Source organism: Pseudomonas sp. NPDC090755 (assembly GCF_044769005.1).
GTDB lineage: Bacteria > Pseudomonadota > Gammaproteobacteria > Pseudomonadales > Pseudomonadaceae > Aquipseudomonas.
This window is the reverse complement of the sequence record NZ_JBIVXC010000002.1, coordinates 116807-138055: the sequence shown is the minus strand read 5'-3', so window position 1 is coordinate 138055 and position 21249 is coordinate 116807. Positions and strand designations below refer to the sequence as shown.

The 21249-nt window shown below is 62.2% G+C and carries 18 protein-coding genes and 1 pseudogene; all 19 read left to right on the top strand.

The window, feature by feature from the left end; all coding sequences use genetic code 11:
* Positions 1 to 140 precede the first annotated feature (140 nt).
* The gene (rpsB, locus tag ACIQUS_RS04505) at positions 141 to 875 is read left to right on the top strand and encodes a 30S ribosomal protein S2 (protein ID WP_403043413.1); all 735 of its coding nucleotides are present in this window, start codon (positions 141 to 143) and stop codon (positions 873 to 875) included.
* Positions 876 to 1062: 187 nt separating this feature from the next.
* Positions 1063 to 1926, top strand: a complete 864-nt coding sequence (tsf, locus tag ACIQUS_RS04500; RefSeq protein ID WP_403043410.1) for a translation elongation factor Ts — start codon at positions 1063 to 1065, stop codon at positions 1924 to 1926.
* Positions 1927 to 2103: 177 nt separating this feature from the next.
* Positions 2104 to 2847, top strand: a complete 744-nt coding sequence (gene pyrH / locus ACIQUS_RS04495; protein ID WP_285862656.1) for a UMP kinase — start codon at positions 2104 to 2106, stop codon at positions 2845 to 2847.
* Entirely contained in the window at positions 2844 to 3401 is a 558-nt protein-coding gene (gene frr / locus ACIQUS_RS04490; RefSeq protein ID WP_403043407.1) for a ribosome recycling factor, read from the top strand. The genes pyrH and frr overlap by 4 nt, the downstream gene beginning before the upstream one ends.
* An 18-nt stretch (positions 3402 to 3419) precedes the next feature.
* Positions 3420 to 4175: a polyprenyl diphosphate synthase gene (gene uppS, locus ACIQUS_RS04485; protein ID WP_285862654.1), complete on the top strand. Its 756-nt coding sequence runs from the start codon at positions 3420 to 3422 to the stop codon at positions 4173 to 4175.
* Entirely contained in the window at positions 4175 to 4990 is an 816-nt protein-coding gene (locus tag ACIQUS_RS04480; RefSeq protein ID WP_403043404.1) for a phosphatidate cytidylyltransferase, read from the top strand. Before uppS ends, ACIQUS_RS04480 begins: the two co-directional genes overlap by 1 nt.
* Entirely contained in the window at positions 4987 to 6177 is a 1191-nt protein-coding gene (gene ispC / locus ACIQUS_RS04475) for a 1-deoxy-D-xylulose-5-phosphate reductoisomerase (protein WP_403043401.1), read from the top strand. The genes ACIQUS_RS04480 and ispC overlap by 4 nt, the downstream gene beginning before the upstream one ends.
* Before the next feature lie 42 nt (positions 6178 to 6219).
* Positions 6220 to 7572, top strand: coding sequence for an RIP metalloprotease RseP (gene rseP, locus ACIQUS_RS04470; RefSeq protein ID WP_403043398.1), 1353 nt, complete (start codon positions 6220 to 6222; stop codon positions 7570 to 7572).
* Positions 7573 to 7646: 74 nt separating this feature from the next.
* A complete protein-coding gene (bamA, locus tag ACIQUS_RS04465) occupies positions 7647 to 9995 on the top strand; it encodes an outer membrane protein assembly factor BamA (RefSeq protein WP_403043396.1) in 2349 nt (782 codons plus the stop codon).
* Positions 9996 to 10039: 44 nt separating this feature from the next.
* Positions 10040 to 10543 (top strand): OmpH family outer membrane protein, encoded by a 504-nt coding sequence (locus tag ACIQUS_RS04460; protein WP_285862649.1) that lies wholly within the window; start codon positions 10040 to 10042, stop codon positions 10541 to 10543.
* 2 nt (positions 10544 to 10545) lie between these two features.
* Complete coding sequence (gene lpxD / locus ACIQUS_RS04455) at positions 10546 to 11601, top strand: UDP-3-O-(3-hydroxymyristoyl)glucosamine N-acyltransferase (protein WP_403043392.1); 1056 nt, start codon at positions 10546 to 10548, stop codon at positions 11599 to 11601.
* A 111-nt stretch (positions 11602 to 11712) separates the two neighbouring features.
* Entirely contained in the window at positions 11713 to 12153 is a 441-nt protein-coding gene (gene fabZ, locus ACIQUS_RS04450) for a 3-hydroxyacyl-ACP dehydratase FabZ (RefSeq protein WP_038613986.1), read from the top strand.
* Positions 12150 to 12926, top strand: coding sequence for an acyl-ACP--UDP-N-acetylglucosamine O-acyltransferase (gene lpxA, locus ACIQUS_RS04445; RefSeq protein WP_285862645.1), 777 nt, complete (start codon positions 12150 to 12152; stop codon positions 12924 to 12926). Before fabZ ends, lpxA begins: the two co-directional genes overlap by 4 nt.
* Before the next feature lie 2 nt (positions 12927 to 12928).
* Complete coding sequence (gene lpxB / locus ACIQUS_RS04440) at positions 12929 to 14056, top strand: lipid-A-disaccharide synthase (protein WP_403043387.1); 1128 nt, start codon at positions 12929 to 12931, stop codon at positions 14054 to 14056.
* Positions 14057 to 14686 carry a ribonuclease HII gene (gene rnhB / locus ACIQUS_RS04435; RefSeq protein ID WP_403043384.1) on the top strand — a complete coding sequence of 210 codons (630 nt, stop codon included), beginning with the start codon at positions 14057 to 14059 and terminating at the stop codon, positions 14684 to 14686. It begins immediately after the preceding gene.
* A gap of 108 nt (positions 14687 to 14794) precedes the next feature.
* Positions 14795 to 18316 (top strand): DNA polymerase III subunit alpha, encoded by a 3522-nt coding sequence (gene dnaE, locus ACIQUS_RS04430; RefSeq protein WP_403043381.1) that lies wholly within the window; start codon positions 14795 to 14797, stop codon positions 18314 to 18316.
* Positions 18317 to 18414: 98 nt separating this feature from the next.
* The gene (locus ACIQUS_RS04425) at positions 18415 to 19362 is read left to right on the top strand and encodes an acetyl-CoA carboxylase carboxyltransferase subunit alpha (RefSeq protein ID WP_403043379.1); all 948 of its coding nucleotides are present in this window, start codon (positions 18415 to 18417) and stop codon (positions 19360 to 19362) included.
* A gap of 126 nt (positions 19363 to 19488) precedes the next feature.
* Positions 19489 to 20784: a tRNA lysidine(34) synthetase TilS gene (gene tilS, locus ACIQUS_RS04420; protein WP_403043377.1), complete on the top strand. Its 1296-nt coding sequence runs from the start codon at positions 19489 to 19491 to the stop codon at positions 20782 to 20784.
* 271 nt (positions 20785 to 21055) lie between these two features.
* A pseudogene (pyrG, locus tag ACIQUS_RS04415) lies at positions 21056 to 21249 on the top strand (CTP synthetase); the annotation flags it as partial.

Genomic DNA, 21249 nt, shown 5'->3' with positions numbered 1-21249 from the left:
TGCGCCGCTTTACGGGGATAGCCCCGCAAGCCTTAACCCACACACGTGTCGACACGATGACCTGGGTGCCCTGGATCCTCGGATTCGCGGTTGGTCATTGGGATACGTGGAGGCCCAACCCGACTTATCAAGGAACTATCATGTCCCAAGTCAACATGCGCGATATGCTGAAGGCCGGTGTGCACTTCGGTCACCAAACCCGTTACTGGAACCCGAAAATGGGCAAGTACATTTTCGGCGCGCGCAACAAGATCCACATCATCAACCTTGAAAAAACCCTGCCAATGTTCAACGACGCACTGACTTTCGTCGAGCGTCTGGCCCAGGGCAAAAACAAGATTCTGTTCGTCGGCACCAAGCGTTCCGCTGGCAAGATCGTCGCTGAGCAAGCAGCACGTTGCGGCTCGCCGTACGTCGATCACCGCTGGTTGGGCGGCATGCTGACCAACTACAAGACCATCCGCGCTTCGATCAAGCGTCTGCGCGACCTGGAAACCCAGGCCGAAGACGGCACTTTCGCCAAGCTGACCAAGAAAGAAGCCCTGATGCGCTCCCGTGATCTGGAAAAACTGGATCGCAGCCTGGGCGGCATCAAGGACATGGGCGGCCTGCCTGATGCCCTGTTCGTGATCGACGTTGACCACGAGCGCATCGCTATCACCGAAGCCAACAAGCTGGGCATCCCGGTCATCGGCGTTGTCGATACCAACAGCAGCCCGGAAGGCGTTGACTACATCATCCCAGGCAACGATGACGCCATTCGCGCAATCGAGCTGTACATGGGTTCGATGGCTGACGCTGTCATCCGTGGTCGCAACAACGTTGCCGGCGGCACCGAAGTTTACGCTGAAGAAGCTGCACCAGCTGCTGAGTAATTGACGCCTGGCGTCTACTTGGCACGCAAAAAGGGGGCTAGGCCCCCTTTTTGCCACCTTGAAATCCACTTGTCAGCATTGCGTTGCAAGCTAGTGACTGCCTGAATGCTGGCAATGGATTTACAGAATTGAACGCCCGTCAAGTATCGGGTGGAATGGTTGAAAACCTATCCAAGAGGAATTTGAAATGGCAGCAATTACTGCAGCGCTGGTCAAAGAACTGCGTGAGCGTACCGGCGAAGGCATGATGGATTGCAAAAAGGCCCTGGAAAAGGCCGGCGGCGACATCGAGAAAGCCATTGATGACATGCGTGCTTCGGGCGCCATCAAGGCCGCTAAAAAAGCCGGCAACGTTGCCGCTGAAGGCGCTATCGCTGTCAAGACCGACGGTAAATCCGCCGTTCTGCTGGAAGTGAACTCGCAGACCGACTTCCTGGCCCTGCAAGACGACTTCAAAAACTTCGTTGCTGAAAGCATCGAGCAAGCCTTCGCCGAAAAACTGACCGATGCCGCTCCGCTGATCGCTTCCCGTGAAGCCGCTCGCGAAGCCCTGGTTGCCAAGTGCGGCGAAAACGTCAACATCCGTCGCCTGGTGCGCGTAGAAGGCGACGTTGTCGGCGCCTACCTGCACGGCAACAAGATCGGTGCCGTTGTTGTCCTCAAAGGCGGCGACGTCGAGCTGGCCAAGAACATCGCCATGCACGTTGCAGCGTCGAACCCAGAGTTCCTGCTGCCGTCGGAAGTGTCGGCCGAAGCCATCGAGCGCGAGAAGGGCGTCTTCCTGCAACTGAACGAAGAGAAGATCAAAGGCAAGCCTGAGAACATCGTCGAGAACATGGTCAAAGGCCGTATCTCGAAGTTCCTGGCCGAAGCCAGCCTGGTCGAGCAAGCTTTCGTCATGAACCCGGAAGTCAAGGTTGGCGAACTGGCCAAGAAAGCCGGCGCTGAAATCGTTTCCTTCACCTACTTCAAAGTCGGCGAAGGCATCGAGAAGCCGGTTGACAACTTCGCTGAAGAAGTTGCCGCCCAGGTAGCTGCCGCCAAGCAGTAAGACGGACTCGTCTGTCGCCCCGAAGAGGCTGCCCGCTCACGCGCGCAGCCTCTTTGTCAAACCGGAAGGGGTTTATCCAATCGCTTCCGCTGGCACTGAAGCAGTGCCACGCTACAGTTTGCAGGCTGCAAACAGCCCGCACAGAATTTTTTACAAACGCCGCAGGAGAGACTCGCAATGGCTCAGCAGGTGAGTGGTCGTCAACCTCGCTATAAACGCATTTTGCTCAAACTTAGCGGCGAGGCCCTGATGGGCTCGGAAGAGTTCGGGATCGACCCGAAAGTCCTGGATCGCATGGCCCTGGAAGTTGGCCAGCTGGTCGGCATCGGCGTCCAGGTCGGCCTGGTGATCGGTGGTGGCAACCTGTTCCGTGGCGCCGCCCTGAGCGCTGCCGGCATGGATCGCGTCACTGGCGACCACATGGGTATGCTGGCCACCGTAATGAACGCCCTGGCCATGCGCGACGCCCTGGAACGTTCGAACATCCCGGCTATCGTCATGTCGGCGATTTCCATGGTCGGTGTGACCGATCATTACGACCGCCGCAAAGGCATCCGTCACCTGAACTCCGGTGATGTGGTAATTTTCTCTGCCGGTACCGGCAACCCGTTCTTCACCACCGACTCCGCAGCCTGCCTGCGCGCCATCGAAATCGATGCTGATGTGGTGCTGAAGGCGACCAAGGTCGATGGCGTGTACACTGCCGACCCATTCAAGGACCCGCATGCTGAGAAGTTCGACCGTCTGACGTACGATGAAGTACTGGACCGCAAACTCGGTGTGATGGACCTGACCGCAATCTGCTTGTGCCGTGACCACAAGATGCCATTGCGGGTATTCAACATGAACAAGCCTGGCGCTTTGCTGAACATCGTAGTGGGCGGCGCTGAAGGAACTCTGATCGAGGAAGGCGAAGAATGATCAACGATATCAAGAAAGACGCTCAAGAGCGCATGGGCAAGTCCATCGAGGCGCTGGGTCGCAACCTGGCTTCGATCCGGACCGGTCGCGCTCACCCGAGCATCCTGGACAGCGTCAAGGTGACGGCCTGGGGTAGCGAGATGCCGCTGAACCAGGTTGCCGCGGTCAGCGTCGAGGACGCTCGTACCCTGAAGATCGTCGCGCACGACAAGAACCTCAGCGCTGCCATCGAGAAGGCCATCCTGACCTCCGACCTGGGCCTGAACCCAAGCAGCGCCGGTACCACCATTCGCGTACCGATGCCCGCCCTGACCGAGGAAACCCGCAAGGGTTACACCAAGCAGGCCCGTGGCGTTGCCGAAGATGCCAAGGTTGCCGTGCGCAACGTTCGCCGTGATGCCCTGGCTGACCTGAAGAAACTGTCCAAGGACAAGGAAATCAGCGAAGACGAAGAGCGTCGCGCCGCCGACGAGCTGCAGAAGCTGACCGACAAGTTCGTGGCCGAGGTCGACAAGGCGCTCGAAGCAAAAGAAAAGGACCTGATGGCCGTTTAAGGGTCGGGACTTTTTTCAATGGAAAAGACCAAACAGGGTGTGTCCCCGTCGGTACCGCGCCATGTCGCGATCATCATGGACGGGAATAATCGCTGGGCGAAGAAGCGCCTGTTGCCCGGTGTCGCCGGGCACAAGGCCGGCGTGGATGCGGTGCGCGCAGTCATCGAGGTGTGCGCCGAGGCCAAGGTCGAGGTCTTGACCCTGTTCGCCTTCTCCAGCGAAAACTGGCAACGACCGGCCGACGAGGTCGGTGCGTTGATGGAGTTGTTCTTCTCGGCCCTGCGCCGGGAAGCCAAGCGCCTCAACGACAACAACATCAGCCTGCGCATCATCGGGGATCGCTCGCGCTTTCACCCCGAGCTGCAGGCCGCCATGCGCGAGGCCGAAGCGCTGACCGCAGGCAGTAACCGCTTCATCCTGCAGATCGCCGCCAACTATGGCGGCCAGTGGGATATCGCCCAGGCCGCCCAGCGCCTGGCGCGCGAGGTTCAGGCCGGTCACCTGCGTCCGGACGACATCACCCCCGAGCTGCTGCAGACGTGCCTGGCCACGGGCGATCTGCCGCTGCCCGACCTGTGCATCCGTACCGGCGGCGAGCACCGCATCAGTAACTTCCTGTTGTGGCAGCTGGCCTACGCCGAACTGTACTTCTCCGACCTGTTCTGGCCGGACTTCAAACACGAGGCCATGCGCAATGCGCTGGCCGATTACGCTTCGCGCCAGCGCCGCTTCGGGAAAACCAGCGAGCAGGTCGAAGCTGGAGCCCGTGCTTAATGCTCAAACAACGCATCATCACTGCGCTGATCCTGTTGCCGATCGCCCTGGGCGGCTTTTTCCTCCTCGATGGTGGTGATTTCGCCCTGTTCATCGGCCTGGTGGTCACCCTGGGCGCCTGGGAGTGGGCGCGCCTGGCGGGCCTGGTCGCGCAGCCTGTGCGCATTGCCTATGCCGCCGTGGTGGCCGGGTTGCTGATGCTGCTTTACCTGATGCCGGACCTGGCGCCCTGGGTGCTGGGTGCTTCGGTGTTGTGGTGGGGCCTGGCCACCTGGCTGGTGCTGACGTATCCGCGCAGCAGCGAGTTGTGGTCCAGCGTGGCCTGTCGCCTGCTGATCGGCCTGTTGATCCTGTTGCCGGCCTGGCAGGGCCTGGTGCTGCTCAAGCACTGGCCGCTGGGCAACTGGCTGATCATGGCGGTCATGGTGCTGGTCTGGGGGGCCGATATCGGCGCCTACTTCTCCGGCCGGGCCTTCGGCAAGCGCAAGCTGGCGCCCCAGGTCAGCCCGGGCAAGAGCTGGGAAGGCGTCTACGGTGGCCTGGCGCTGAGCCTGGCGATTACCGCCGCCGTCGGCCTGAATCGCGACTGGGGCATCGGGCAGATGCTGCTGGGGCTGCTGGGGGCCGCCGTGGTGGTGCTGGTGTCGGTGGTCGGTGACCTGACCGAAAGCATGTTCAAGCGTCGCTCCGGGATCAAGGACAGCAGCAACCTGCTGCCGGGTCACGGTGGTGTGCTGGACCGCATCGACAGCCTGACCGCTGCCATTCCGCTGTTTGCCGTGCTGCTGTGGGCAGCTAACTGGGGCGTGATGTGAGCAGCGTACAACGTATTACCGTGCTGGGTGCCACCGGGTCCATCGGCTTGAGCACCCTGGATGTGATTGCCCGGCATCCGCAGCGCTACCAGGTGTTCGCCCTGAGTGGCTATTCACGGATCCAGGAGCTGCTTGCCCTGTGCCTGCGGCATGCGCCAGTGTTCGCCGTGGTGCCTTCGGCGGCAGCCGCGCAGCAGTTGCGCGCGGGCCTGGCGGCGGCCGGTTCGGCCACCGAGGTGCTCGAAGGTGAAGAAGGGTTGTGCCAGGTGGCGGCTGCCACCGAAGTCGATGCCGTGATGGCGGCGATCGTGGGCGCAGCCGGCTTGCGCCCGACCCTGGCGGCAGTGGAGGCGGGCAAGAAAGTACTGCTGGCCAACAAGGAAGCGCTGGTGATGTCCGGCGCGCTGTTCATGCAGGCGGTGCAGCGCAGCGGCGCGGTGCTGCTGCCGATCGACAGCGAGCACAATGCGATCTTCCAGTGCCTGCCCACTGACTACGCCAGTGGCCTGTCCCGGGTGGGCGTGCGGCGTATCCTGCTGACCGCCTCTGGCGGGCCGTTTCGCGAAACGCCGCTGGCCGAGCTGGCCGAGGTCAGCCCGGAGCAGGCCTGCGCCCACCCCAACTGGTCCATGGGGCGCAAGATCTCGGTGGATTCGGCGAGCATGATGAACAAGGGCCTGGAACTGATCGAGGCCTGCTGGCTGTTCGATGCGCGTCCGGCTCAGGTCGAAGTGGTGGTTCATCCCCAGAGCGTGATCCATTCGCTGGTCGACTATATCGATGGTTCGGTACTGGCCCAGTTGGGCAACCCGGACATGCGTACGCCGATCGCCAACGCCCTGGCCTGGCCAGAGCGGATCGACTCCGGTGTTGCACCGCTGGATCTGTTCGCGGTGGCGCGTCTGGACTTCCAGGCGCCGGATGAACAGCGTTTTCCCTGCCTGCGCCTGGCGCGTCAGGTGGCCGAAGCCGGCAACAGTGCGCCGGCGATGCTCAATGCCGCCAACGAGGTGGCCGTCCAGGCATTTCTTGAGCGGCGCATCCGCTTCCCCGAGATCGCGAGTATGATCGAACGAGTACTCGAGCAGGAGCCGGTCGTTGCCGTGCCGACCCTCGACGCCGTGTTTGCCGCCGACCAACGCGCCCGCCAGCTGGCTGGGCAGTGGTTGAATCATCAAGGGCGCTGAGGCCGGGCGCCTGGCTGGGCTGAACGTCATTCGGAGAAAGATATGAGTGCGCTCTACATGATTATCGGCACCCTGGTGGCATTGGGTGTGTTGGTCACCTTTCACGAATTCGGCCACTTCTGGGTGGCCCGGCGTTGCGGCGTCAAGGTGCTGCGTTTTTCCGTCGGCTTCGGCATGCCGCTGCTGCGCTGGCACGACCGTCACGGCACCGAGTTCGTGGTGGCGGCCATTCCGCTGGGCGGCTACGTCAAGATGCTCGACGAGCGCGAAGGCGAAGTGCCGTTCGACCAGCTCGATCAATCCTTCAACCGCAAATCGGTACGCCAGCGCATCGCGATCGTGGCGGCGGGGCCTGTGGCCAACTTTCTTCTGGCCATCCTGTTTTTCTGGGTGCTGGCCATGCTCGGTACCCAGCAGGAACGTCCGGTCATTGGCGCGGTCGAAGCGGGCAGTGTGGCCGAGGCGGCAGGCCTGAAGGCCGGCCAGGAAATTGTTTCCATTGATGGCAAGGCAACCAGCGGCTGGTCCGCGGTCAACCTGCAGTTGATCCGTCGCCTGGGCGAAAGCGGACAGTTGCATATCAATGTGCGTGAAGAGGGGGCGACAGTCGACAGCGCCCATGTGCTGACCCTCGACAACTGGCTCAAGGGCGCCGACGAGCCTGATCCGATCCGTTCCCTGGGCTTGCGCCTGTGGCGTCCGGCGCTGCCGCCGGTACTGGCCGAGCTGGACCCCAAGGGGCCGGCCAAGGCAGCAGGATTGCAGAGCGGTGACCGCCTGCTGGCCCTCGATGGCAAGCCGCTCAACGACTGGCAACAAGTGGTCGATAACGTGCGTAGTCGAGCCGGTAGCAAAATCGTCCTGCGGGTCGAGCGTGATGGCGCCACCCTGGACGTGCCGGTCACCCTGGCCAGCCGTGGTGAAGGCAAGTCGGTCAGCGGTTACCTGGGGGCTGGCGTCAAGCCTGTGAAATGGCCGGATGCCATGCTTCGCGAGGTCAGTTACGGCCCCCTCGAGGCCGTTGGCGAGGGGCTTTCGCGGACCTGGAACATGAGTGTCCTGACCCTCGAATCCTTGAAGAAAATGCTGTTCGGCGAGCTCTCGGTAAAAAACTTGAGCGGACCGATAACCATTGCTAAAGTGGCGGGCGCTTCAGCCCAGTCGGGCGTTGGAGATTTCCTGAATTTCCTCGCTTACCTGAGCATTAGCCTGGGGGTTCTTAACTTGCTGCCCATTCCTGTACTGGATGGGGGGCATTTGCTGTTCTACCTGATCGAGTGGGCGCGTGGCCGTCCGCTTTCGGATCGGGTGCAAGGTTGGGGGATCCAGATCGGTATCAGTTTGGTAGTCGGGGTGATGTTGCTTGCCCTGATAAACGATTTGGGTCGACTGTAAAGCTTCGCTCAATTGCGAACCTTCCGCGTACCGCGGCGGGTCGTTTATTGCCAGTTGGAATAAGAAAGGACTTCATGAAACGTCTGCTGCTAACTGCGGTTCTCGCCGCACTGATGATCGCTGAAGTTCACGCCGAGTCCTTCACCATCTCCGATATCCGTGTCAATGGTCTGCAGCGGGTCTCCGCAGGCAGTGTATTTGGCGCCTTGCCATTGAACGTCGGCGACGAGGCCGATGATCGTCGCCTGGTGGAGTCCACCCGCGCCCTGTTCAAGACCGGTTTTTTCCAGGATATCCAACTGGGCCGTGATGGCAACGTCCTGATCATTACCGTGGTCGAGCGTCCTTCGGTGTCCAGCATCGAAATCGAAGGCAACAAGGCCATCAGCACCGAAGACCTGATGAAGGGCCTGAAACAGTCCGGCCTGTCCGAAGGCGAGATCTTCCAGCGCGCGACCCTCGAAGGCGTGCGTAACGAACTGCAGCGCCAGTACGTCGCCCAGGGCCGCTACTCGGCTGAGGTCGATACCGAAGTCGTACCGCAGCCGCGCAACCGCGTAGGCCTGAAGATCAAGATCAACGAAGGCACCGTTGCTGCCATCCAGCACATCAATATCGTCGGCAACACCGTCTTCCCCGACGAAGACCTGAGCGGCCTGTTCGAGCTCAAGACCACCAACTGGCTGTCGTTCTTCAAGAACGACGACAAGTACGCCCGCGAAAAACTCTCCGGTGACCTGGAGCGCCTGCGTTCCTACTACCTGGACCGCGGCTACATCAACATGGACATCGCCTCCACCCAGGTGTCGATCACCCCGGACAAGAAGCACGTCTACATTACCGTCAACGTCAACGAAGGCGAGAAGTACACCGTTCGTGACGTGAAGCTTTCCGGTGACCTGAAGGTGCCGGAGGACCAGGTCAAGTCGCTGATGCTGGTGCAACCTGGCCAGGTGTTCTCGCGCAAGGTGATGACCACTACCTCCGAGCTGATCACCCGCCGCCTGGGTAACGAAGGCTACACCTTCGCCAACGTCAACGGCGTGCCACAACCGAACGACCAGGACCACACCGTCGACATCACCTTCGTGGTCGATCCGGGCAAGCGTGCCTACGTCAACCGTATCAACTTCCGTGGCAACACCAAGTCCGAAGACGAAGTGCTGCGCCGCGAAATGCGCCAGATGGAAGGCGGCTGGGCCTCGACCTACCTGATCGACCAGTCCAAGACCCGTCTGGAGCGCCTGGGCTTCTTCAAGGAAGTCAACGTCGAGACCCCGGCTGTTCCGGGCACCGACGACCAGGTCGACGTCAACTACAGCGTCGAGGAACAAGCTTCCGGCTCGATCACCGCCAGTGTCGGTTTCGCCCAGAGCGCCGGCCTGATCCTCGGTGGTTCGATCAGCCAGAGCAACTTCCTGGGTACCGGTAACAAGGTGTCCATCGGCCTGACCCGCAGTGAATACCAGAGCCGCTACAACTTCGGCTTCGTGGACCCCTACTGGACTGCCGACGGCGTCAGCCTGGGCTACAGCGCCTTCTATCGCACCACCGACTACGACGACCTCGACGTCGACGTGGCCAGCTATGCGGTCGACAGCCTGGGCGCCGGTGTCAACATCGGCTACCCGATCAGCGAGACCTCGCGCCTGACCTTCGGCCTGACCGTCCAGCAGGACGAGATCAAGACCGGTACCTACACCGTCGACGAGATCTTCGACTTCGTCAACGAAGAGGGCGACAAGTACCTGAACTTCAAGGCCTCCGCCGGCTGGTCCGAGTCGACCCTGAACAAGGGCGTACTGGCCACCCGTGGTCATTCCCAGAGCCTGGTGCTCGAGGCGACCACCCCGGGCAGCGACCTGTCGTTCTTCAAGCTCGACTACCGTGGCCAGCTGTTCCAGCCGATCACCAACGACTACACCCTGCGCCTGCACACCGAGCTGGGCTATGGTGACGGTTTCGGCGGTACCTCCGGCCTGCCGTTCTATGAGAACTACTTCGCAGGTGGTTTCAACTCGGTTCGCGGCTTCAAGGACAGCAGCCTGGGTCCTCGCAGTACCCCGAGTGACGGTCATAACCCGGGCACCCTCGCCGACCCGGACCAGGATCCACTGCCGTTCGGTGGTAACGTTCTCGTCCAGGGTGGTGTAGAGGTCCTGTTCCCGCTGCCGTTCGTCAAGGACCAACGCTCGCTGCGCACGTCGGTATTCTGGGATGTGGGTAACGTGTTCGACACCAACTGCGGCTCCAAGCCGGATTGCGAGAAGGTCGGCCTGTCGGGCCTGGCCAGCTCCGTCGGCCTGGGTGTCACCTGGATTACCGCGCTGGGCCCGCTGAGCTTCAGCCTGGCCATGCCGGTCAAGAAGCCGGACGAAGCCGATACCCAGGTGTTCCAATTCTCTCTGGGCCAGACCTTCTAAGGTCTGCCCCTTGCTAACGACAACGGATTCTGTAGGAGTGCATCGTGCGTAAGTTGACCCAACTGGCAGTACTGGCTGCGGCCCTGGTCGCAACCCCGGCTTTCGCCGAAATGAAAATCGCCGTCCTGAACTATCAGATGGCCCTGCTGGAATCGGACGCGGCCAAAAAGTACGCCGTCGACGCCGAGAAGAAGTTCGGTCCGCAACTGACCAAGCTGAAGAACCTGGAAAGCAGCGCCAAGGGCATCGCCGACCGCATTCGTGCCGGTGGCGACAAGATGGCCCAGCCAGAGCGCGAGCGTCTGGAGCTTGAATACAAGCAGAAAGCCCGTGACTTCCAGTTCCAGTCCAAGGAGTTGAACGAGTCCAAGGCCGTTGCCGACCGTGAAATGCTCAAGCAACTGAAGCCGAAGCTGGATGGCGCCGTTGAAGAAGTGATCAAGAAAGGCGGTTACGACCTGGTTCTCGAGCGTGGCGCGGTCATTGATGTCAAACCTCAGTACGACATCACCCGCCAGGTCATCGAGCGCATGAACCAGTCCCGTTGATTATGACTGCGACCATGAAACTCGGTCAGCTGGCCGAGTTCCTCGGGGCCACCCTCAAGGGCCCCGAGGAGCTGGAAATCACCGGTCTGGCGACCCTTCAGGAAGCTGGCGCGGGGCAGTTGAGCTTTCTTGCCAACCCCCAGTACCGCAAGTACCTCGAAGGCAGCCATGCGGCCGCCGTGCTGCTCAAGGCTGCCGATGCCGAAGGGTTTGCCGGCAACGCACTGATCGTTCCCGATCCGTACCTCGCCTACGCACGCATCTCCCACCTGTTCGATCCAAAGCCCAGGGCTGTAGCGGGAATTCATCCCAGCGCCGTGGTTGCCAGCGATGCGCAGGTGGATGCCGGTGCCAGTGTCGGCGCCTTTGCGGTGATCGAGAGCGGTGCGCAGATCGGCCCGGGCGTGACCATCGGTGCCCACTGCTTCATCGGCGCGCGTTGCGTGATCGGCGAGGGCGGCTGGCTCGCGCCACGGGTAACGCTGTATCACGATGTGCGTATCGGTAAGCGGGTGGTGATCCAGTCCGGTGCGGTGATTGGCGGTGAAGGCTTCGGTTTTGCCAATGAGAAGGGCGTCTGGCAGAAGATCGCCCAGATCGGCGGCGTGAGCATCGGTGACGATGTCGAAATCGGCGTGAACACCGCGATAGACCGTGGCGCGCTGGCCGACACGCGGATTGGCGACGGGGTCAAGCTGGACAACCAGATCCAGATCGCCCATAACGTGCAGGTCGGCGATCACACGGCCATGGCCGCCTGTGTCGGCATTTCCGGCAGTACCAGGATCGGCAAGCATTGCACCATCGCCGGCGGTGTCGGCATGGTTGGGCATATCGATGTCTGCGACGGCGTTTTCGTATCCGGCATGACCATGGTCACCCGCTCGATCACCGAGCCCGGGGCCTACTCTTCCGGTACGGCAATGCAGACGCTGGGTGAATGGCGCAAGAGCGCCGCGCGGATTCGCCAGCTCGACGAGATGGCGAAACGCCTACAACAGTTGGAAAAGCGTGTCGAGGTCGTGACCTCGGGCGGCCAGCCTTCATCAGAAGGCTGATACCATTTCCTGATCGAGAGTGAATAGCCGAAGGCTGGCTCTTTTGATTTGCAAAAGGAGCGCCGGGCAAAAGCGGGCGCTCCCTATCTTTACTACAGGCTTCCCCCCGAAATGATGGACATCAACGAGATTCGCGAATACCTGCCTCACCGTTACCCGTTCCTGTTGGTGGACCGGGTAGTGGACCTGGATGTCGAGGCCCAGCGCATTCGTGCCTACAAGAATGTCAGCATCAACGAACCGTTCTTCAATGGTCACTTCCCTGCGCACCCGATCATGCCGGGCGTGCTGATCATCGAAGCCATGGCCCAGGCGGCCGGTATCCTTGGCTTCAAGATGCTCGACGTGAAACCAGCGGACGGTACCCTGTACTACTTCGTCGGCTCCGACAAGCTGCGCTTCCGCCAGCCGGTGCTGCCGGGCGACCAGCTGATCCTCGAAGCCAAGTTCATCAGCTGCAAGCGCCAGATCTGGAAGTTCGAATGCCAGGCGTCGGTCGACGGCAAGCCGGTATGCTCGGCCGAGATCATCTGCGCGGAACGTAAACTATGAGTTTGATTGACCCTCGGGCAATCATCGATCCTTCGGCAAAGATTGCTGACGGTGTCGAGGTCGGCCCTTGGTCTATCGTCGGTCCGGATGTCGAGATCGGGGAGGGGACCGTCATCGGTCCGCATGTGATCCTCAAGGGTCCGACCCGTATCGGCAAGCACAACCGGATCTACCAGTTTTCCTCGGTAGGCGAAGACACCCCTGACCTCAAGTACAAGGGTGAACCGACGCGACTGGTGATCGGCGATCACAATGTCATCCGAGAAGGCGTGACCATCCACCGTGGCACCGTGCAGGATCGCTCGGAAACCACCCTGGGCGATCACAACCTGATCATGGCCTATGCCCATATCGGCCACGACAGCGTCATTGGCAATCATTGCATCCTGGTCAACAACACTGCCCTGGCCGGCCATGTGCATGTCGACGACTGGGCGATCCTCTCCGGCTTCACCCTGGTGCATCAGTTCTGCCATATCGGCGCCCACAGCTTCTCCGGCATGGGCACCGCCATTGGCAAGGACGTACCGGCCTTCGTCACCGTGTTCGGCAACCCTGCCGAAGCACGCAGCATGAACTTCGAGGGCATGCGTCGCCGGGGTTTCAGCGAAGACGCCATCCACGCCCTGCGTCGCGCCTACAAGGTGGTCTATCGCCAGGGGCTGACAGTCGAACAGGCCATTGCCGACCTGGCCGAGCCGGCATCGCAATTCCCTGAAGTCGACGTGTTCCTCAAGTCGATCCAGAACTCCACCCGCGGCATCACGCGCTGATCATGGCTGAACTCTGTGTAGCGCTGGTGGCGGGTGAGGCCAGCGGCGATATCCTGGGTGCCGGGTTGATGCGTGCGCTCAAGGCGCGCCATCCCCAGGTGCGTTTTATCGGTGTCGGCGGGCCGCTGATGCAGGCTGAAGGGCTGGTCTCGTACTTCCCCATGGAGCGCCTGGCGGTCATGGGCCTGGTCGAGGTGCTGGGGCGCCTGCGCGAGCTGCTCAAGCGGCGCAAATTGCTGATCCAGACGCTGATCGAAGAGCGCCCGGATGTGTTCATCGGCATCGATGCCCCTGATTTCACCCTCAATATCGAGCTGAACCTGCGCAAGGCCGGGATCAAGACCGTGCATTACGTCAGCCCGTCGGTCTGGGCCTGGCGGCAGAAGCGCGTGCTGAAGATCCGCGAAGGCTGCGACCTGATGCTGACCCTGTTTCCTTTCGAGGCCAGGTTCTACGAAGAGCAGGGCGTGCCGGTGCGGTTTGTCGGTCACCCGCTGGCCGACAGTATTGCGCTTGAAGCCGATCGTACGGCTGCCCGTGAGCAGCTGGGGCTGGGTGACGGACCGCTGGTAGCCTTGATGCCCGGTAGCCGGGGAGGCGAAGTCGGGCGCCTGGGGGCCTTGTTCCTCGACACCGCCCAGCAGTTGCAGGCCCTGGTGCCGGGGGTTCGATTCATTTCGCCTTGCGCCAATGCCGAGCGTCGTGCCCAGTTGGATCAGATGCTGACAGGTCGCGACCTGCCCCTGACCCTGCTCGACGGTCGCTCGCACCAGGCGCTGGCTGCCTGTGATGCGGTACTGATCGCCTCGGGCACCGCGACCCTGGAAGCGCTGCTGTTCAAGCGCCCGATGGTGGTCGCCTACCGCCTGGCACCGCTGACCTACTGGATTCTCAAACGACTGGTCAAAAGCCCCTACGTGTCGCTGCCCAACCTCCTGGCCCAGCGCATGCTGGTACCCGAGTTGCTGCAGGATGCCGCCACCCCCGACGCCCTGGCCCGCACCCTGGCGCCACTGGTCGCAGGCGGGGCGCAGCAGACCGAAGGCTTTGACCAGATTCACCGTGCCCTGCGCCGCGATGCCTCCAACCAGGCAGCCGAAGCGGTGCTGGCCCTGCTGGAAAGCCGATAGATGCAAATGGGACTGGACTTTACCCTGGTCGACGACCTGGTTGCCGGCGTCGACGAAGTCGGCCGTGGTCCGCTGTGCGGCGCAGTCGTGACCGCTGCGGTGATCCTCGATCCGCAGCGGCCGATCCTTGGCTTGAATGACTCCAAGAAGCTCACCGAAGCGCGCCGTGAAAAGTTGTTCGACGAAATCTGCGAGAAGGCCCTGAGCTTCTGCATCGCCCGCGCCGAGGTCGAAGAGATCGACGAACTGAACATCCTGCATGCCACCATGCTGGCCATGCAGCGTGCGGTCGAAGGCTTGAGCGTTACGCCCAAGCTGGCCCTGATCGATGGCAATCGCTGCCCCAAGCTGGCGGTGCCCTGTGAGCCGGTGGTCAAGGGCGATAGCAAGGTGCCGGCGATTGCCGCGGCCTCGATCCTGGCCAAGGTCACCCGTGACCGTGAGATGGCTGCGTTCGAGCTGATCTACCCGGGTTATGGCATCGGCGGCCACAAGGGCTACCCGACGCCCACCCACCTCGAAGCGCTGGCGCGCCTGGGGCCTACGCCGATTCATCGGCGCTCGTTCGCACCGGTGCGGGCGGCGTATGAGGCCCGGGAAGCCCTGGGCGGCGGGTTTGCCCTGGCCTGACGGCTGGCGGCGGGTGTCAGCAGTCAGGATCGCCCTGCGCTGGCTGATGTTTTGATCAAGGCCCGGTACAATCCGGGCCTTGTTGTTTTGTGCTGCTATAGGATCATCATGTCGGCTTCTTTCGTTCATCTTCGCCTGCACACCGAATACTCGCTGGTCGATGGCCTGGTGCGGGTCAAGCCGCTGGGCAAGGCACTGGCGTCGATGAACATGCCCGCCGTGGCGGTCACCGACCAGAGCAACATGTGCTCGCTGGTCAAGTTCTACAAGAACGCCATGGGCGCCGGGATCAAGCCGATCTGTGGCGCCGACCTGTGGCTGAGCAACGGTGATCCGGATGCGCCGCTGTCGCGCATCTGCTTCCTGGCCATGGACGCCAAGGGTTATCGCAACCTCACCGAGTTGATCTCGCGGGGTTGGGTCGATGGCCAGCGCAATGGCCTGGTGATCATCGAGCGCGAGTGGATCGCTCCGGCCAGCGAAGGCCTGATCGCCCTGTCGGCGGCACGGGAAGGCGATATCGGCATGGCTTTGCTCAATGGCAATGCCGATGAAGCCGAAACGCTGCTGCGCGACTGGATGGCGATGTTCCCCGAGCGCTTCTACGTCGAAGTGCAGCGCACCAACCGTGCCGGCGACGAAGAATACCTGCACGCCGCCGTGGCCTTGGCCGACAAGCTGGGCGCGCCGCTGGTGGCGACCAACGATGTGCGCTTCATCAAGCAGTCGGACTACGACGCCCACGAAACCCGCGTGTGCATCGGCGAGGGCCGGGCCCTGGACGACCCGCGCCGTTCGCGCAACTACAGCGACCAGCAGTACCTGAAAAGCCCGGAAGAAATGGCCGAGCTGTTCAGCGACCTGCCCGACGCCATTGCCAACACCGTCGAGATCGCCAAGCGCTGCAACATCCAGGTTCAGCTGGGCAAGCACTTCCTGCCCGACTTCCCGACGCCCAACGGCATGGGCATCGACGACTACCTGCGGCATGTGTCCCATGAAGGCCTGGAAGAGCGCCTGGCCGTGCTTTGGCCCAAGGACACCACGCCCAACTACGAAGAAAAGCGCCAGGTCTACCTCGATCGCCTGAAGTTCGAGCTGGATATCATCATCCAGATGGGCTTCCCCGGTTACTTCCTGATCGTTATGGACTTCATCAAGTGGGCCAAGAACAACGGCGTGCCGGTAGGGCCGGGCCGGGGTTCGGGTGCGGGCTCGCTGGTGGCCTACGTGCTGAAGATCACCGACCTCGATCCGCTGGCCTATGACCTGCTGTTCGAACGTTTCCTCAACCCGGAACGGGTATCGATGCCCGACTTCGACGTCGACTTCTGCATGGACGGTCGCGACCGGGTGATCGAGTACGTGGCCGACGCCTACGGGCGCAATGCGGTGAGCCAGATCATCACCTTCGGCACCATGGCCGCCAAGGCGGTGGTGCGTGACGTGGCGCGGGTCCAGGGCAAGTCCTACGGCCTGGCCGACCGTCTGTCGAAGATGATTCCGTTCGAAGTCGGCATGACCCTGGAGAAGGCCTACGAGCAGGAGGAAGTACTGCGCGACTTCCTCAAGAGCGACGAGGACGCCAAGGAAATCTGGGACATGGCCCTCAAGCTCGAGGGCGTCTGCCGGGGTACCGGCAAGCACGCCGGTGGTGTGGTCATCGCCCCGACCAAACTCACCGACTTCTCGCCGATCGCCTGTGATGAAGAGGGCGGCGGCCTGGTAACCCAGTTCGACAAGGATGACGTCGAAGCCGCGGGCCTGGTGAAGTTCGACTTCCTGGGCCTGCGGACCCTGACCATCATCAAGTGGGCGATGGAGACCATCAACCGCGAACAGGCCAAGAAAGGCCTGGATGACCTGAACATCGACTTCATCCCGCTGGATGACAAGAAAACCTACGAGCTGCTGCAAAAGGCCGAAACCACGGCGGTGTTCCAGCTCGAATCGCGGGGCATGAAGGAGCTGATCAAAAAGCTCAAGCCCGACTGCCTGGAAGACCTGATCGCACTGGTAGCGCTGTTCCGCCCCGGTCCGCTGCAATCGGGCATGGTGGATGACTTCATCAACCGCAAGCACGGCCGCGCCGAGCTGGCCTACCCGCACCCCGACTACCAGTACGATGGCCTCAAGCCAGTTCTGGCGCCGACCTACGGCATCATCCTGTACCAGGAACAGGTGATGCAGATCGCCCAGGTCATGGCCGGCTACACCCTCGGTGGTGCGGACATGCTGCGTCGGGCCATGGGTAAGAAAAAGCCCGAGGAAATGGCCAAGCAGCGTGGCGGCTTCATTGAAGGCTGTGCCAGCAACGGTATCGATGGCGACCTTGCGGGTAACATTTTCGACCTGGTGGAAAAATTCGCCGGCTACGGCTTCAACAAATCCCACTCCGCCGCCTATGGCCTGGTGTCGTACCAGACCGCCTGGCTCAAGACCCACCACCCGGCGCCGTTCATGGCGGCGGTGCTGTCGGCGGATATGCACAACACCGACAAGGTGGTGACCCTGATCGAGGAAGTACGCAGCATGAAGCTGCGCCTCGATGCGCCGGATGTGAACACCTCCGACTTCAAGTTCACGGTCAACGATGACGGTCGTATCGTCTACGGTCTGGGTGCGATCAAGGGCGTGGGCGAGGGGCCGGTGGAGGCCATCGTCGAAGCGCGCCAGGCCGGTCCGTTCAAGGACCTGTTCGACTTCTGCGAGCGGGTCGACCTCAAACGCATCAACAAACGTACCCTCGATGCCCTGGTGCGCAGCGGCGCCCTGGACCGCCTGGGGCCGTTCTTCCATGACGAGCTCAAGGCCTACCAGGCCAATATCGACCGCAACCGGGCGGTGTTGCTGGGGGCCATGGAAGAGGCGATCAAGGCGGCGGAGCAAACCGCACGCACCGCCGACAGCGGCCACGCGGACCTGTTTGGCGGGCTGTTCGTCGAAGAAGACGCCGACGTCTACGCCAACCACCGCAAGGCCCGTGAGCTGACGCTCAAAGAGCGCCTGCGCGGCGAAAAAGACACCCTGGGCCTGTACCTGACCGGTCACCCGATCGACGAGTACGAAGGCGAGATCCGCCGATTCGCCCGCCAGCGCATCATCGACCTGAAACCGGCGCGCGACACCCAGACCGTGGCCGGGATGATCATTGCCCTGCGGGTGATGAAGAACAAGAAGGGCGACAAGATGGGCTTTGTCACCCTTGACGACCGCTCCGGGCGTATCGAGGCGTCACTGTTCGCCGATGCCTTCATGGCCAACCAGGCGTTGTTGCAGACCGACGCGATGGTGGTGGTCGAGGGCGAGGTCAGCAACGATGACTTCTCCGGCGGCCTGCGCCTGCGGGTCAAACGGGTGATGAGCATGGAAGATGCCCGCACCAATCTGGCCGAAAGCCTGCGCCTGAAGGTCCATGCCGACGCCCTCAAGGGCGACCGGCTGAACTGGCTGGGCGAGCTGTTCAAGCGCCATCGCGGCGCCTGTCCGATTACCATGGAGTACACCGGCAGCGATGCCAGGGCCATGCTGCAGTTCGGCGAAAGCTGGAGTATCGACCCGGCTGATGGCCTGATTCAGGCCCTGCGTGACCAGTTCGGGCGTGAGAACGTCTTTTTGCAATATCGATGAATTTTTAATCTCGACCTGAATGCGCCTGATCCCTTAAGGTAGGGCGCCACACGGATCAACCGGCCGGCCGCCTGGCCGTAGACCCAAGACGGATGCCTATGAACCCGAATTTCCTGGATTTCGAACAGCCGATTGCTGACCTGCAAGCCAAGATCGAAGAGCTGCGCCTGGTCGGCAATGACAACTCGCTGAACATCGGCGATGAAATCGGCCGTCTGCAAGACAAGAGCAGCACCCTGACCGAAAGCATCTTCGGCAACCTGACCAGCTGGCAGATCGCCCGCCTGGCCCGTCACCCGCGTCGTCCGTACACCCTGGACTACATCGACCACATCTTCACCGAGTTCGATGAACTGCACGGCGACCGCCACTTTGCCGACGACGCCGCGATCGTCGGTGGCATCGCCCGCCTGGACGACAAGCCGGTGATGGTCATCGGTCACCAGAAAGGCCGTGACGTGCGCGAGAAGGTCCGCCGCAACTTCGGCATGCCGCGTCCTGAAGGCTACCGCAAGGCCTGTCGCCTGATGGAAATGGCCGAGCGCTTCAAGATGCCGATCCTGACCTTCATCGACACCCCGGGCGCCTACCCGGGCATCGACGCTGAAGAGCGCAACCAGAGCGAAGCCATCGCCTGGAACCTGCGGGTCATGGCCCGCCTGAAAACCCCGATCATTGCCACCGTCATCGGTGAGGGTGGTTCCGGTGGTGCGCTGGCCATCGGCGTGTGCGACCAGCTGAACATGCTGCAGTACTCCACCTACTCGGTGATCTCGCCGGAAGGCTGCGCCTCGATCCTGTGGAAGACCGCCGAGAAGGCTGCCGATGCCGCCGAAGCCATGGGTATCACCGCCGAGCGCCTCAAGGGCCTGGGCATCGTCGACAAGGTCATCGCCGAGCCACTGGGCGGCGCCCATCGCGATCCGGCAAAAATGTCGGCAAGCATCCGCAGCGACTTGATCGAACAATTGGACATGCTCAAGAAGTTCGACAACGACGCGCTGCTCAAGCGCCGTTATGACCGTCTGATGAGCTACGGGCTCTGATCTGAGGTCAGCTGTCGGGGTTGCTGTGCAACCCATCGCCGGCGCTGCCGGCTCCCACAATCAACCTTGTGGGAGCTGGCGAAGCCTGCGATCGAGCGCAAGGCGCTCGCCATAGAGGCGCTACCGATGATCGATCTTCACGCAAGGCTTACCCCCTGGCTCAAGGCCCCCGCCTGGTGCATCGCCCTCTCCGGCGGCCTGGACTCCACGGTCCTTCTGCACGTGCTGACAAGCCTGTCACGCAAGCACCCGCTCCCCCCGATTCGCGCCCTCCACATCCACCACGGCCTGCAAGCCGCGGCTGACGCCTGGCCGGCCCATTGCCAGCGCCTGTGCGACGATCTGGGCGTCGAGTTGCAGATCATTCGGGTCAAGGTCGCCGCCTGCGCCAGCATCGAACAGGGCGCCCGTGAGGCACGCTACGCCGCCTTTGCCGATGCCTTGAGCCCTGGCGAAGTCCTGTTCACCGGCCAGCATCGCGAAGACCAGGCCGAAACCCTGCTGTTTCGCCTGCTGCGAGGCTCCGGCCTGCGCGGGTTGGGTGCGATGCCCGGGCAGCGCCCGCTGGGGCAGGGCGTGCTGGTTCGCCCCTTGCTTGATGTCCCGCGCCGGGACGTGCAAGCCTATGCCGACACTCATGGACTGGGTTGGATTGAAGACCCGTCCAACAGCGACACGCACTATTCGCGCAACTACCTCCGTCACCAGGTCTTTCCGGCGTTGTTGCCGCGCTGGCCCCAGGCCGCACAGAGCCTGGCGCGTAGTGCGCAGCACCTGGGCGAGGCCCAGGGGCTTCTGGATGAGGTGGCCTGCGAGGACCTGGCCCGTGCCGCGACGCCTTGCGGTTTCGACTGGTTGGCGCTGGCCTCGCTGGACCTGGAGGTGCTGCGCGGGCTTTCTCCCGCGCGCCAGCGCAACGCCTTGCAGTACTGGCTGGCGCAACGAACCCGCCTGCCCGATACCCGCCATTGGGCCGGTTGGGAAAGCCTGCGCGACGCCGCACCCGACGGACGGCCGATGTGGGGGCTGACCGACGGCGAGCTGCATCGCAGCAACGAACGCATCTGGTGGCTGGCTGGCGACTGGCTGAAGGCTTGTGCCGGGCAACAGGTATGGCCGGATCCGGTCAGGTCGCTTGAATTGGGTCACAATGGCAGCGTCACCCTCAGCGGCACGTTGCCGCAGGGGCCCTTGCATATCGCCTACCGCCAGGGCGGCGAACGCCTTTCGACCAGCGGTCGTGGCCAGCGTGACCTCAAGCGCCTGCTCAACGAGCTGCAGGTTCCGCAGTTCGTCCGCTCGCGCCTGCCGCTGCTCTATTGCGGTGATCGGTTGCTGGCCGTGGCCAACCTGCCAGGCCTGAGCCAGGGCGACTGGCAATTGCACTGGTGTGTACCGACGAGCGCGCAAGGTTTGAGATGAAAGGCACATTCGGGTAGACTACGCTCCCTTCTTGATACAGCTTCTGTGGCTTCCCCGAAATCACAGGAGTTGCCGATTACCAAGCAGTTTTTTGCTGGGCGATTCTAAAAATGTTTAGCGAGCTCCTTACCGGGTTTTTTACCCCCGGTCTGTCCAGGCGCGGCAGTTTTTTAAGATGCACTGTGATTGACGCAGGTGATCGGGGGCTTCGGCCTTCCTTCGCTTTCCCCGGCGGCGCAGACCGCTTTAACGCAGACTTCTAGGGTTTTTCATGACGCGCTACATATTCGTCACGGGCGGTGTTGTTTCTTCATTGGGGAAAGGCATTGCCTCGGCTTCATTGGCGGCCATCCTGGAGGCGCGGGGGCTCAAGGTCACCATGCTCAAGCTGGACCCGTACATCAACGTCGACCCGGGCACCATGAGCCCGTTCCAGCACGGTGAAGTGTTCGTCGCCCATGACGG

Excerpts from the sequence above, each read along its gene's own strand:
- lpxA (WP_285862645.1), top strand. The coding sequence starts at position 12,150 with ATGAGTTTGATTGACCCTCGGGCAATCATCGATCCTTCGGCAAAGATT.
- lpxB (WP_403043387.1), top strand. The coding sequence starts at position 12,929 with ATGGCTGAACTCTGTGTAGCGCTGGTGGCGGGTGAGGCCAGCGGCGAT.
- rnhB (WP_403043384.1), top strand. The coding sequence starts at position 14,057 with ATGCAAATGGGACTGGACTTTACCCTGGTCGACGACCTGGTTGCCGGC.
- rseP (WP_403043398.1), top strand. The coding sequence starts at position 6,220 with ATGAGTGCGCTCTACATGATTATCGGCACCCTGGTGGCATTGGGTGTG.
- dnaE (WP_403043381.1), top strand. The coding sequence starts at position 14,795 with ATGTCGGCTTCTTTCGTTCATCTTCGCCTGCACACCGAATACTCGCTG.
- lpxD (WP_403043392.1), top strand. The coding sequence starts at position 10,546 with ATGACTGCGACCATGAAACTCGGTCAGCTGGCCGAGTTCCTCGGGGCC.
- frr (WP_403043407.1), top strand. The coding sequence starts at position 2,844 with ATGATCAACGATATCAAGAAAGACGCTCAAGAGCGCATGGGCAAGTCC.
- rpsB (WP_403043413.1), top strand. The coding sequence starts at position 141 with ATGTCCCAAGTCAACATGCGCGATATGCTGAAGGCCGGTGTGCACTTC.
- fabZ (WP_038613986.1), top strand. The coding sequence starts at position 11,713 with ATGATGGACATCAACGAGATTCGCGAATACCTGCCTCACCGTTACCCG.
- ACIQUS_RS04425 (WP_403043379.1), top strand. The coding sequence starts at position 18,415 with ATGAACCCGAATTTCCTGGATTTCGAACAGCCGATTGCTGACCTGCAA.
- pyrH (WP_285862656.1), top strand. The coding sequence starts at position 2,104 with ATGGCTCAGCAGGTGAGTGGTCGTCAACCTCGCTATAAACGCATTTTG.
- tsf (WP_403043410.1), top strand. The coding sequence starts at position 1,063 with ATGGCAGCAATTACTGCAGCGCTGGTCAAAGAACTGCGTGAGCGTACC.
- tilS (WP_403043377.1), top strand. The coding sequence starts at position 19,489 with ATGATCGATCTTCACGCAAGGCTTACCCCCTGGCTCAAGGCCCCCGCC.
- ACIQUS_RS04480 (WP_403043404.1), top strand. The coding sequence starts at position 4,175 with ATGCTCAAACAACGCATCATCACTGCGCTGATCCTGTTGCCGATCGCC.
- bamA (WP_403043396.1), top strand. The coding sequence starts at position 7,647 with ATGAAACGTCTGCTGCTAACTGCGGTTCTCGCCGCACTGATGATCGCT.
- uppS (WP_285862654.1), top strand. The coding sequence starts at position 3,420 with ATGGAAAAGACCAAACAGGGTGTGTCCCCGTCGGTACCGCGCCATGTC.